Below are 12740 nucleotides of genomic sequence, written 5' to 3' on the forward strand. Positions count from 1 at the left end.
CTGGTGGAGGTAAGCGGGATCGAACCGCTGACCTCTTGCATGCCATGCAAGCGCTCTCCCAGCTGAGCTATACCCCCGTTGCGAAGAAGCGAGATTATGCAATACCTATTTTCAAAAGACAACATCTTTTTGAAGAATTATTTCCTTTTCTCAAACATATGCCGCCAAACGTGCCTGAACAGCCTCACGACCGAACAATTGCAGCACGGCGTCAATGGCCGGGGTCTGCAATTGACCGGCCACGATCAGGCGCAAGGGCATGGCCAGCTGCGGCATCTTGATGCCGTGGGCGGCCAGGACTTCCTTGATCATCGCGGCGATGGCTTCCTTGGTCCACTCCACCGTGGCCACGCGCTGGGCGAAGTCGGCCAGGGCCGGCTTGATGGCGTCGGTGATATGCTGGGCCACCAGCGTTGCGTCGGGGGCCGGCTGGCGGTAGAACATCAGGGCCGCAGCGGCGATTTCGTTGACCGTATTGGCGCGATCCTTCAGCAAGCCGATCACGGCCGCCAGGTCCGGGGCGCCTTCGAAGACGGCGCCCTGCGCTTCCAGCAGCGGGCGCACCAGGCCGGCCAGGCGGGTGTTGTCGGCCAGCTTGATGTAATGGTTGTTGAGCCAGTTCAGTTTTTCCGGGTTGAATTGCGCCGGGGCCTTGGTCAGGTGGTCCAGGTCGAACCATTCGCAGAACTGCTGCATCGAGAAAATCTCGTCGTCACCGTGGCTCCAGCCCAGGCGGGCCAGGTAGTTCAGCATGGCTTCGGGCAGGTAGCCCTGGGCCGGGTAGTCCATCACGCTGACCGCGCCGTGGCGCTTGGACAGCTTTTCACCATCGGCGCCCAGGATCATGGGGACATGGCCGTATTCAGGCAGCGTGCCACCCAGGGCCTTGAGGATGTTGATCTGGCGCGGGGTGTTGTTGACGTGATCGTCGCCACGGATGACGTGAGTGATCTTCATGTCCCAGTCGTCCACCACCACGCAGAAGTTGTAGGTCGGGGTGCCATCCGGGCGGGCGATCACCAGGTCGTCCAGTTCGCGGTTGGAGATGGTGATGGGGCCCTTGACCACGTCGTTCCAGCTGACCTCGCCGTCCTGCGGGTTCCTGAAGCGTACCACCGGCTTGCGCTCTGCGGGGATGGCCGGCAGGGTCTTGCCCGGCTCCGGGCGCCAGGTGCCGTCGTAACGCGGTTTTTCGCCGGCGGCGCGCTGGCGTTCGCGCATGGCTTCCACTTCCTCAGGAGTGCAGTAGCAGTGGTAGGCCGTGCCCTGTGCCAGCATCTGGCCGATCACTTCGCGATAGCGATCCATGCGCTTCATCTGGTAGAACGGACCTTCATCATGCTCCAGGCCCAGCCATTGCATGCCCTCGATGATGGCCTGCACCGCTTCCGGGGTGGAACGCTCGACGTCGGTATCCTCGATGCGCAACACGAAGGTGCCGCCGAAGCGACGGGCATAGGCCCAGGAGAACAGCGCCGTGCGGGCACCGCCCAGGTGCAGATAGCCGGTGGGACTGGGAGCGAAACGGGTACGTACTTGAGTGGCAGTCATGATCGGGAATGAAAAACCAAAACGGCCTTGGCACGCCAAAGCCGTACAACGGTCAGGGATGGAATCGGAAAGGCGTCATTTTAACGCCTTTGCAGGCGGGCACGCCATGCCGGCGGCCCGCCCGGGAGGCTCAACCGGCAACGCTCAGTCGTTCTGCACCACGATGCTGGGGAACTTGCTGGACATGTCGCGCGCCTTCTCTGCCACCTTCACGGCCACCTTGCGGGCGATGGCCTTGTAGATCTCGGCCACCTTGCCCTGCGGATCGGCCACCACGGTGGGGGTGCCGGAGTCGGTCTGCTGGCGGATTTCCATGGTCAGCGGCAAGGCGCCCAGGAAGTCCACGCCGAAGTCGGCGCACATCTTCTCGCCGCCACCCACGCCAAAGATGGGCTCGGCATGGCCGCAGTTGGAGCAGACGTGCATGCTCATGTTTTCCACGATGCCCAGGATGGGAATGCCGACCTTCTCGAACATGCGCAAGCCCTTGCGCGCATCCAGCAAGGCGATGTCCTGGGGTGTAGTCACGATCACGGCGCCGGTGACCGGCACCTTCTGCGACAGCGTCAGCTGCACGTCGCCGGTGCCGGGGGGCATGTCGACGATCAGGTAGTCGAGCTCGCGCCAGTTGGTCTGGTCCAGCAGTTGCTGCAAGGCCTGGGTGACGATGGGGCCGCGCCAGACCATGGGTTCGTCCGGGTCGATCATGAAACCGATGGAGGAGACCTGCAGGCCGTGGTTTTCCAGCGGCTCCATGGTCTTGCCATCCTTGGTTTCGGGCTGGCCGGAGATGCCCATCATCATGGGCTGGGAGGGGCCGTAGATATCGGCATCCAGGATGCCTACGCGCGCGCCCTCGGCCGACAGCGCCAGCGCCAGGTTGACCGCCGTGGTGGACTTGCCCACGCCGCCCTTGCCGGAAGCCACCGCAATGATGTTCTTGACGTTGCTCTTGAGCTTGATGCCGCGCTGCACCGCATGGGCCACGATCTTGAAATAGACGTTGGCTTCCACGCCGGTCACACCGGGCAGCTTGCCCAGCGCCTCTTCGACCCGCTGGCGCATCGGTGCGACCTGGCTGGCCGCCGGGTAACCCAGTTCCACGTCCAGCAGCACGCGGCCGCCCTCGACGCGGATGTTGCGGGCTTCCTTGCCCCGGATCAGGTCTCGGCCGGTATTGGGGTCGATCACCTGCAACAGGGCCGCCTTGATCTCTTCCACGGTAATGCTCATTGTTTCTCCTTGCTCAGAACCCGCAAGTCTAAACCAATCGGGCCCGTGCCGCCCCGGCGCGGGATCAAACCGGGGGCCGCACCACCGCCCCCAGGCAAGCCCAAGCCATTGCAATGGAGCAACTACTGCGCCCAAGGGCCGCTGGCTGATAGAATGCCCCTCTTTCATGGCAGTTTCCGGCTGCCTCAATCAACCCTCTTGCATCGTCCGTATCGCCAATGAGCACTTCAGCACCTCGCCAACTCTTCGTCACGACCGCACTCCCCTACGCCAACGGCGCTTTCCACATCGGCCACATCATGGAATACATCCAGGCCGATATCTGGGTCCGGTTCCAGCGAATGCAGGGCAATGAGGTGCATTTCGTCGGCGCCGACGATGCCCACGGTGCGCCCATCATGATCGCCGCCGAGAAGGCCGGCATCACGCCGCAGCAGTTCGTGGCCAACATCGCTGCCGGTCGCAAGCAGTATCTGGACGGCTTCCACATCGCCTTCGACAACTGGAGCTCCACCGACAGCCCGGAGAACCACGAGCTGTCGCAGGAGATCTACCGCGCCCTGCGCGACCAAGCCCAGCTGATCTCGACCAAGACCATCGACCAGTTCTATGACCCGGTCAAGAACATGTTCCTGCCGGACCGCTACATCAAGGGCGAATGCCCCAAGTGCGGCACCAAGGACCAGTACGGCGACTCCTGCGAGAACTGCAGCGCCGTCTATGCGCCGACCGACCTGAAGAACCCGTACTCGACGCTGTCCGGCGCGACCCCGGTGATGAAGTCCTCGGAACACTTCTTCTTCAGGCTGTCCGACCCGAAATGCGTGGAATTCCTGCGCGAATGGGCGCTCGACAGCAACCGTCTGCAACCGGAAGTGGCCAACAAGGCCCGCGAGTGGCTGGACGGCGAAGGCGGCCTGGGCGACTGGGACATCAGCCGTGACGCGCCCTACTTCGGCATCGAGATTCCCGATGCACCGGGCAAGTATTTCTACGTCTGGCTGGATGCGCCCATCGGCTACCTGGCCTCGCTGAAGAACTACTTCGTCAAGACCGGCCGTGATTTCGACGCCTTCATGGCCGATGACAAGACCGAGCAATACCACTTCATCGGCAAGGACATCACCTACTTCCACACCCTGTTCTGGCCCGCCATGCTCAAGTTCGCCGGCCGCAAGACGCCCAACAACGTCTTCGCGCACGGCTTCATCACGGTCAGCGGCGAGAAGATGTCCAAGTCGCGCGGCACCGGCATTTCGCCACTGCGCTACCTGGACATCGGCATGAACCCGGAATGGCTGCGCTACTACATCGCCGCCAAGCTGAACGCCAAGGTCGAGGACGTGGATTTCAACCCGGATGACTTCGTCGCCCGCGTCAATGCCGACCTGATCGGCAAGTACGTCAACATCGCCAGCCGTGCTGCAGGCTTCATCGCCAAGCGCTTCGAAGGTCGCGTCTCCACGCAATGGGCGACCGACGACGACGCCTTCCTGGGCAAGCTGCGCGGCGTGGCCGATGAAATCCGTGGCCTCTACGAGCAGCGCGAATACGGCAAGGCCCTGCGCCTGGTGATGGAACAGGCCGACGCCATCAACGCCTATGTCGATGCCAACAAGCCCTGGGAACTGGCCAAGGACAGCAGCAAGGACGCGCAACTGCACGAAGTCTGCAGCCGCCTGCTGGAAGCCTTCCGCATCCTGACCATCTACCTCAAGCCGGTGCTGCCGCAACTGGCCGCCCAGGTGGAAGCCTTCTTCAAGGTGCAGCCCTTCCAGTGGAGCGACGTGACCACGCCGCTGGCCGATGGCCATGTCATCAATGCCTACTCGCACCTGATGCAGCGCGTCGATCCCAAGATGCTGGATGCCCTGTTCGAGGCGCCGGAAGCCCCTGCGGCAGCGCCTGCAGTCGAAGAGAGCGCCATCGAAGAACTGGCCCCGGAAATCTCCATCGACGACTTCGCCAAGATCGATCTGCGCATCGCCAGGATCGTCAACTGCGAAGCCGTGGAAGGCTCCACCAAGCTGCTGCGCCTGACCCTGGATGCCGGCGAAGGCCGCACCCGCAATGTCTTCTCCGGCATCGCCTCGGCCTACAAGCCGGAAGAACTGGTCGGCAAGCTGACCGTGATGGTGGCCAACCTGGCGCCGCGCAAGATGAAGTTCGGCATTTCCGAAGGCATGGTGCTGGCGGCCTCGGCCAAGGATGAAAAAGCCAAGCCGGGCATCTACGTGCTCAACCCGTGGCCGGGCGCCGAGCCGGGCATGCGGGTGCGCTGAGCATCAATCTCACCGCATCGCCTGCACTGGAGGAGACAGCCTATGGATTTCCTGATACGTGAAGCCACATCGGAAGACGCCACCCTGATCGCCGACCTGACCCGGCATAGCTGGGCCAACAAGGTGGCGCCCACTTCCTCCGGACACCGCGAGGCGGCCGACCATGTGGTGGAAGACCTGCAGCACGGCGGCGCCTTCATCCTGCTGCGCGGCGAAACGCCGGCCGGTTCGGTGCGCTGGCTGCCGCTCGATACCGAGAGCGACGTCTGGGAAATCCGCCGCATGGGCATCGCCCCAGCCTTCCGCGGCGAGCGCCTGTCACAGCATCTGATGGAAGCCCTGATCCACCGCGCCCAGTCGGCCGACGTGCGCGAGCTGCGCCTGGCGGTGCGCACCGACCAGGCGCAACTGGTGGACCTGTATGCGGCCTTCGGTTTCGAGATCGCACCGGAACTGGAGTACACCCGGGCCAATCCGCACGAGGCAGCGCCGATCGTGATGCGCCGGGTGATGCGGCACTAGGGCCTCACCGAAGCACTCCCGCCCTCTGCTCCCGAACAAGCGACGCCCTGGTGCGTCGCTTTTCTTTTGCACTGCCCCTCCCTTATCCCTTCCCCCGGCTCCGCTCCACCAAACCCAGCCCGGAACAGATGTTCATCAAGCCGTAACAATCGCTCGCTACCATCGTGAAAACGTTGTCAGGCGGCCGTCCCGCCTGGCCTGCCGGGGGTGGGTCGGGTGCATGGTCCGTTTCTTCACTTTTTCGCATTTTCGCTCTCCAGAAAAGAACAATGGCCCAAGCGGATCGACAGGAAACCGCCTACATGGCGGTGCGCGTGGCGCGCCTCTACTATTTCCAGAACATGACCACGGCGGCCATTGCCGACGAGATCGGCACCTCGCGCGCGACCGTCTCGCGCCTGCTGTCCTATGCGCTGGACCGGGGCCTGGTGGAAATCCGCGTGCACGACCCGCAGCAGGTCTCCGGCAGCCTGGAAGCCGCCCTCGCCCACCACTACCGCCTGCGCTCCATCCAGGTGGTACCGGTGGCCGCCGCCGCCACCGAGAAGGAGACCCTGCAGCGCGTGACCTGCCACGCCGCCGCCTACGTCAATTCGCTGGTGACGCCGGGTACCGTCATCGGCCTGGCCTGGGGCACCACGGTGGCGCAGATCGCCGACCAGTTGCTGCCGCGCCATGTGCATGATGTGGACGTGGTGGCGCTCAATGGCTCCGGCAGCGGCGCCAGCTTCATCAACAGCTTCAGCGAATCCATCGTCTCCCGCTTTGCCCAGAACTACGGCGCACGCGCCCATCACCTGCCGGTACCGGCCTTCTTCGACTATCCCGAGACGCGCAGCGCGCTGTGGCGCGAAAAGAGCATCAAAGCCATCCGCGACCTGCAGGAACGCGCCTCCATCCTGCTCTTTTCCATCGGCGCCGAAGCCACCGGCAGCTACATCCACACCGCCGGCTACCTGGGCGCGGACGAGCGCCGCATCCTGCGTGAAGACGGTCTGGTGGGCGACATCGCCACGGTCTTCTTCCGCGCCGACGGCAGCTGGCGCGACGTCGCCTTCAACGGCCGCAACAGCGGGCCGGACATGGACTGCTTCGCCCGCGCCGCCCACGCGCTGTGCGTGGTCTCCGGCACCGGCAAGCTGCCCGGCCTGAAGGCGGCACTGCGGGGCGGCTTCATCAACGAGCTGATCATCGACGAAACCAGCGCACGCCTGCTGGTCGAGCAGATCCGCAGCGGCGCGGCGGCCTGAACGTCCGGCCCGCATCCTCAGTCCATTACCAGGAACAGCACATGGCAGCGATTTCCCTGCGCGGCGTCGGAAAACACTGGGGCCAGGCCCAGGCAGTCAAGGACATCGATTTCGAGGTGAAGTCGGGCGACTTCACGGTCCTGCTGGGGCCGTCCGGTTGCGGCAAGTCCACCACCCTGCGCCTGATCGCCGGGCTGGACAAACCCAGCAGCGGCAGCATTCATATCGACGGCCAGGATGTGACGCAACTGGCACCGGCGCAACGCAAGATTTCCATGGTGTTCCAGTCCTATGCGCTATTCCCGCACCTGACGGTGCGCGACAACATCCTGTTCGGCGTGCGCGTGCGCAAGGAGCCGCGCAGCAGCCATGCGGCGCGCCTGCAGCGCGTGGCCGACCTGCTCGGCCTGAGCCACCTGCTGGAACGCCGCCCGGCACAGCTGTCCGGCGGCCAGCAACAGCGCGTGGCACTGGGGCGGGCCATCATCGCCGATGCCCCGGTCTGCCTGATGGACGAGCCGCTCTCCAACCTCGACGCCCAGTTACGCCAGGAAATGCGGCGCGAAATCCGCGCCCTGCAGCAGCAACTGCAGATGACCATGATCTACGTCACCCACGACCAGACCGAAGCCATGAGCATGGCCGACCAGGTGATCCTGCTGCGCGAAGGCCACATCGAACAGGACGCGCCCCCGGCCGAGCTGTATGCCCGGCCCGCGACCGCCTTCGCCGCCCGCTTCATCGGCACGCCGCCGATGAATCTGCTGGCGCTGGCGCCGCATCCCCAGGGCATGGCCATCAGCGGCAGCACGGTGCTCATCCCCGCCGCCGGCCAGTTGCCGCTGCAGCTGGGTCTGCGTCCCGAGCACATCCGCCTGGCCGACCAGGGCGTGCCGGCGCAGGTGGAGACGGTCGAGTATTTCGGTGCCGACACCATCGTGGGTGCGCGCATCGGCGCGGCCGCCCTGCTGGTGCGCGCCCCCGGCCAGCACCGGCTGGCCATCGGCGAGACCGTACACCTGGCCTGGGATGAACGTGACCAGACCTTCTTCGAAGGCGACAGCGGCCGACGCCGCCCCTGAACCAACGACCGATTTCCGCAGCAAGCCAACCTTCCACCTCATGGAGATGCATCATGCGTAGAACCTTCCTCAAGTTCCTGGCCGCATTGGCCGTCAGCGCCGCCTTCAGCGCCCCGGTCCTGGCCGCCAACCCGGTCGAGATCAGCTTCTATTACCCGGTCGCCGTCGGCGGCGCGGTGACCAAGACCATCGACAGCATGGTGGCCGACTTCGAAAAGGCCAACCCCGACGTCAAGGTCAAGGCCATCTATGCCGGCACCTACCAGGAAAGCATCGTCAAGGCGCTGACCGCCTTCAAGGGCGGCACCCCGCCGACCCTGGCCGTGCTGCTCTCCACCGACCTGTTCACCCTGATCGACGAGAACGCCATCGTTCCCATCGACAGCCTGGCCAACAGCGCCGAAGACAAGAAGTGGATCGACGGCTTCTACAAGGGCTTCATGGAAAACAGCCAGACCGAAGGCAAGACCTGGGGCATTCCCTTCCAGCGCTCGACCATCGTGATGTACTACAACAAGACCCTGTTCAAGGAAGCCGGCCTGAACCCCGAGAAGGCACCCGCCACCTGGAATGAGATGGTGGACGCCGCCAAGAAACTGACCAAGCGCGACGCCGCCGGCAACGTCAGCCAGTGGGGTGTGAAGATTCCTTCCACCGGTTTCGGCTACTGGATGTTCCAGGCCATGACGGCCTCCAACGACACCATCCTCATGAACAGTGCCGGCACCAAGACCTATTTCGACAAGCCCGGCGCGGTGCAGGCCCTGCAGCACTGGGTTGATCTGGCCGCCCGCGACAAGGTGATGCCGGCAGGCGCCATCGAATGGGGCACCACACCCAAGGACTTCCTGGAACAGAAGGCCGCCATGGTCTGGACCACCACCGGCAACCTGACCAATATCCGCACCAACGCCAGCTTCCCCTTCGGCGTGGCGATGCTGCCGGGCATCAAGCATCCGGGCAGCCCCACCGGCGGCGGCAACTTCTATGTCTTCAACAAGACCTCCCCGGCCGAGCAGCAGGCGGCGATGAAGTTCATCCGCTTCGCCACCGAACCGGCGCGCGCAGCCCAGTGGTCGATCGCCACCGGCTACGTGGCACCGCGCCAGGACGCCTGGGATACGCCGGAAATGAAGAAGTACCTGCAGGACGTCCCGGCCGCCGATGTCGCCCGCGAGCAGATGAAATATGGCGTGGCCGAACTCTCCACCCACGACAACCAGCGCGTGACCAAGGCCCTGAACGACAACCTGCAGGCCGCGCTGTCCGGCACCAAGACCCCGGACGCCGCCCTGAAGGACGCCCAGCGCGAAGCCGAGCGCATCCTGCGCGCCTACGGTCGCTAAGCGCCGCCTGCACAAGGCCTGCCGATGAAACGCCTGCCCTCCTCCGTGCTGCCCTGGCTGCTGCTGTCGCCGGCGATGGTGCTGCTGATCGCCTTCACGCACTATCCGGCGCTGGCGACCCTCTGGCACAGCTTCTTTTCCACGCCCAAGGGAGCAAGGCCGTCGGTCTTCGTCGGCCTGGACAATTACCGGCTCATGGTCGAGGACCCGGTGTTCTGGCAGGCCTTGTGCAACAACCTCTGGTTCGCCCTGGGGACCATCCCGGTGGCGATCGCCCTGGCCATCCTGATGGCGCTGTGGGTCAACGAGAAACTGGCCGGGCGCGGCGTGCTGCGCCTGGCCTATTTCACCCCCACGGTGTTGCCGATGATCGCCGTGGCCAATATCTGGCTGTTCTTCTACACGCCGCAGTACGGCCTGCTGGAGCAGATCACCGGCGCGCTCGGCCTGCCCTCGCACAACTGGCTGGGCAATCCGCATAGCGTGCTGGCTGCGCTGATGGTGGTGGCGATCTGGAAGGAAGCCGGCTTCTTCATGATCTTCTACCTGGCCGCGCTGCAACAGATTTCGCCGGTGCTGGCCGAGGCGGCGGCGCTGGAGGGGGCATCGCGCTGGCAATACTTCTGGCGGGTGCAATTCCCGCTGCTGATGCCGACCACCCTGTTCGTGCTGATCAACGCGCTGATCAATGCCTTCCGCCTGGTGGACCACATCGTGGTCATGACCCGCGGCGGCCCCGACAACGCCAGTTCGCTGCTGCTGTACTACATCTATGAAGTCGGCTTCGCCTTCTGGGACTCGTCCTACGCGGCGGCCCTGACGGTGGTGTTGCTGGCCTTGCTGGGCCTCATCGCGCTGGTGAAATTCCGCATTCTCGACCGCAGGACCCACTACCAATGAACGCCCCCGGCTCCCCCTTCGGCCAGCACCACCGCGTGCTGGAAACCCTGTCCGCCTGGGTGCTGGCGCTGCTGTGGCTGTTGCCGCTGCTGTATGCGCTGTGGACCGCCTTCCACCCGGCCGCCTATGCCACCCGCTTCGTGCCGGATGCGCCGCTGACCTTGCAGAACTTCGTCAATGCCTGGCAATCAGCGCCATTCCTGCGTTACTTCCTCAATACCTTCCTGCTGGTGACGATGATCCTGGCAGCCCAGGTGGTACTGGCCACGCTGGCCGCCTATGCCTTCGCGCGCTTCACTTTCCGTGGCAGTAATGTGATGTTCATGCTGGTCTTGCTGCAATTGATGGTGATGCCTGACATCCTCATCGTGGAGAACTACCAGACCATGAACCTGCTGGGGCTGCGCGACACCATCCTTTCCATCGGCCTGCCCTATTTCGCCTCGGCCTTCGGCATCTTCCTGCTGCGCCAGACCTTCAAGACGGTGCCCCGCGAACTGGATGAAGCCGCCACCGTGGAAGGGGCCTCGGCCTGGCAGATCCTGATGCAGGTCTATGTACCGCTGGCGCGGCCGATCTACATCGCCTTCGGGCTGGTATCGGTGAGCACGCACTGGAACAACTTCCTGTGGCCGCTGATCGTGACCAACTCGGTGCAGTCGCGGCCGCTGACGGTGGGCCTGCAGGTGTTTTCGTCCACCGACCAGGGGGTAGACTGGTCCATCATCACCGCCGCCACGCTGATGACCTCGGCACCGCTGCTGCTGGCCTTCCTGCTGTTCCAGCGGCAGTTCGTGCAGTCGTTCATGCGGGCGGGGATACGCTGATCGGTTTCAGTGGCCCGATATCTCCGAAATCGACATCCGCACCACCTTCCGGGTGGTCATGTCGAAATGGACGTTGAAGAGGCGATCCTCGTGGACGTAGTGGTATTTCCAGTCCCATACTTCCTCATTCTTGCGGGCAAACTGCACCACGCTGCGCGGTCGGCCGAACTGGCGGCGGATCTGCTCGGCGCTCATGCCCGGGCGGATGGTGTCGAAATGTTCCTGGGTCAAGACCTGGGTGTAATCGACCAGGGTGCCGGAGGCGCCGATGGCGAACATCCAGGTGCGGATGCCTTCCGGCCCCTTGGGATATTCCAGCGTGCGGGCGCCGTTGCCGTCGTCCCAGATGGTATCGGGCTGGCCCATGACGCCGCGCACGTCGGCCTCGCTGGAAATGCCCTTCTGCAGCTTGTCCAAACCGAACTCCTGGATGGGATTGCCGTTGCGGTCGCAGCCAAACATTGCCAAAGCAGCAAGAAAAGCACCGAATTTGCCGGCATGGCGACGCAGGCGTATGAATAAGGGTTCACGCATAGGTATTTGATTATCCCTGATGAAGACAAGGTAAAATACGGCCTCTGTGTAACATTTGGCCTGAAAATATCATGCTCTTCGGAAAAAAGACCACCTACGTATCTGAGATCACCCAGTTCATCGACGAACTGAAGACGAAGAACCCGAAGCTGGAAGAATCGCAGCGCGCCGGCCGCGCCCTGCTGTGGGACAAGGAACCGCTGGACCTGGACAAGTCCGCCCGTGAGAAGGCCTCGCGCGTGGCGCAACAGCCCTACGTCTACCAGAGCCACTAAGCTTTTCGCATGACGGCTCAAGCAGGTGGCGCCGAATCCGCCGGCCAGACCGGCGCGGAACCCAGCGCCGACGCCATCGACATCACCCCCGCAGGACGACAGGACAGCACGCCCGATGTGATCGACGGCGTGGCATTGGCACGTCTGTATGGCGAACCGCTGTTCCAGCTGCCCAATGACCTCTACATCCCGCCGGATGCGCTGGAGGTATTCCTGGAAGCCTTCCAGGGGCCGCTGGACCTGCTGCTGTACCTGATCCGCAAGCAGAATTTCAACATCCTCGACATTCCGCTGGCGCAGGTCACCGCCCAGTACCTGGAATACGTCGAACAGATCCGCAAGCAGAACCTGGAACTGGCCGCCGAATACCTGCTGATGGCGGCCATGCTGATCGAAATCAAGTCGCGCATGCTGCTGCCGGCCAAGAAGGCCGAGCCCGGTGAGGAACCCGAAGACCCGCGCGCCGAGCTGGTGCGCCGCCTGCTGGAATACGAGCAGATCAAGCTGGCCGCTCAGGAACTGGACCAGTTGCCGCAGGTCGGCCGCGACTACGTGCGCACCCAGGTGCATATCGAGCAGACCGTGGTCACCCGCTGGCCCGAGGTCAACATGGACGACCTCAAGGCCGTCTGGGCCGATATCCTCAAGCGCGCCAAGCTGACCCAGCACCACCACATCAGCCGCGAGGAACTGTCGGTGCGCGAGCACATGACCGGCATCCTGAGGCGCCTGCAGACGGCGCGCTTCGTCGAGTTCTCGGACCTGTTCGATCCTTCGCGCGGCGTGCCGGTGGTGGTGGTCAACTTCATCGCCCTGCTCGAGCTGGCCAAGGAGACGCTGATCGAAATCACCCAGGCCGAAGCCTTCGCCCCCATCTATGTCAGACTGTCGTACTCGCCCAGCTAGGCTGGCGAGGATCACTGACATCCCCGGGCAGC

The 12740-nt window shown here is 63.9% G+C and carries 12 protein-coding genes and 1 tRNA gene; 9 read left to right on the forward strand and 4 right to left on the reverse strand.

All coding sequences use genetic code 11. The features are described 5' to 3' along the window. Nucleotide 1: 1 nt before the first annotated feature. The 3 genes from HWE04_RS18335 to apbC form a co-directional block, all read right to left on the reverse strand. A tRNA-Ala gene (locus tag HWE04_RS18335) sits at nucleotides 2–77 on the reverse strand. Nucleotides 78–150: 73 nt separating this feature from the next. Then, the gene (gene gltX / locus HWE04_RS18340) at nucleotides 151–1551 is read right to left on the reverse strand and encodes a glutamate--tRNA ligase (protein WP_241813306.1); all 1401 of its coding nucleotides are present in this window, start codon (nucleotides 1549–1551) and stop codon (nucleotides 151–153) included. A gap of 144 nt (nucleotides 1552–1695) precedes the next feature. Continuing rightward, nucleotides 1696–2784 (reverse strand): iron-sulfur cluster carrier protein ApbC, encoded by a 1089-nt coding sequence (gene apbC / locus HWE04_RS18345; RefSeq protein ID WP_241813307.1) that lies wholly within the window; start codon nucleotides 2782–2784, stop codon nucleotides 1696–1698. Between the two features lie 218 nt (nucleotides 2785–3002). Between apbC and metG the strand changes: the two genes are divergently transcribed. From metG to HWE04_RS18380, 7 genes are all read left to right on the forward strand, one after another. Then, nucleotides 3003–5066: a methionine--tRNA ligase gene (gene metG, locus HWE04_RS18350; RefSeq protein WP_241813308.1), complete on the forward strand. Its 2064-nt coding sequence runs from the start codon at nucleotides 3003–3005 to the stop codon at nucleotides 5064–5066. A gap of 42 nt (nucleotides 5067–5108) precedes the next feature. Beyond that, nucleotides 5109–5588: a GNAT family N-acetyltransferase gene (locus tag HWE04_RS18355; protein ID WP_006465467.1), complete on the forward strand. Its 480-nt coding sequence runs from the start codon at nucleotides 5109–5111 to the stop codon at nucleotides 5586–5588. A gap of 269 nt (nucleotides 5589–5857) precedes the next feature. Next, nucleotides 5858–6838, forward strand: a complete 981-nt coding sequence (locus HWE04_RS18360) for a sugar-binding transcriptional regulator (protein ID WP_102664325.1) — start codon at nucleotides 5858–5860, stop codon at nucleotides 6836–6838. A gap of 41 nt (nucleotides 6839–6879) precedes the next feature. Next, nucleotides 6880–7920 carry an ABC transporter ATP-binding protein gene (locus tag HWE04_RS18365; RefSeq protein ID WP_241813309.1) on the forward strand — a complete coding sequence of 347 codons (1041 nt, stop codon included), beginning with the start codon at nucleotides 6880–6882 and terminating at the stop codon, nucleotides 7918–7920. Between the two features lie 53 nt (nucleotides 7921–7973). Continuing rightward, complete coding sequence (locus HWE04_RS18370; protein ID WP_241813310.1) at nucleotides 7974–9266, forward strand: ABC transporter substrate-binding protein; 1293 nt, start codon at nucleotides 7974–7976, stop codon at nucleotides 9264–9266. A 24-nt stretch (nucleotides 9267–9290) separates the two neighbouring features. After that, on the forward strand, nucleotides 9291–10166 hold the full coding sequence (locus HWE04_RS18375) for a carbohydrate ABC transporter permease (RefSeq protein WP_077238176.1): 876 nt from the start codon (nucleotides 9291–9293) through the stop codon (nucleotides 10164–10166). Beyond that, nucleotides 10163–10993, forward strand: coding sequence for a carbohydrate ABC transporter permease (locus tag HWE04_RS18380; RefSeq protein ID WP_234294075.1), 831 nt, complete (start codon nucleotides 10163–10165; stop codon nucleotides 10991–10993). Before HWE04_RS18375 ends, HWE04_RS18380 begins: the two co-directional genes overlap by 4 nt. 6 nt (nucleotides 10994–10999) lie before the next feature. Here HWE04_RS18380 and bamE read toward each other — a convergent pair whose 3' ends face one another. Then, on the reverse strand, nucleotides 11000–11527 hold the full coding sequence (bamE, locus tag HWE04_RS18385) for an outer membrane protein assembly factor BamE domain-containing protein (RefSeq protein ID WP_006465473.1): 528 nt from the start codon (nucleotides 11525–11527) through the stop codon (nucleotides 11000–11002). 71 nt (nucleotides 11528–11598) lie between these two features. Here bamE and HWE04_RS18390 point away from each other — a divergent pair, with 71 nt between their 5' ends. Together HWE04_RS18390 and HWE04_RS18395 are read left to right on the forward strand one after the other, a co-directional pair. Beyond that, the gene (locus tag HWE04_RS18390) at nucleotides 11599–11802 is read left to right on the forward strand and encodes a DUF3460 family protein (protein ID WP_006465475.1); all 204 of its coding nucleotides are present in this window, start codon (nucleotides 11599–11601) and stop codon (nucleotides 11800–11802) included. Between the two features lie 9 nt (nucleotides 11803–11811). Beyond that, the gene (locus HWE04_RS18395) at nucleotides 11812–12708 is read left to right on the forward strand and encodes a segregation and condensation protein A (protein WP_241813311.1); all 897 of its coding nucleotides are present in this window, start codon (nucleotides 11812–11814) and stop codon (nucleotides 12706–12708) included. Nucleotides 12709–12740: the final 32 nt, after the last annotated feature.

The sequence above is a fragment of the Herbaspirillum sp. C7C2 genome, assembly GCF_022627865.1.
GTDB lineage: Bacteria > Pseudomonadota > Gammaproteobacteria > Burkholderiales > Burkholderiaceae_D > Herbaspirillum > Herbaspirillum frisingense.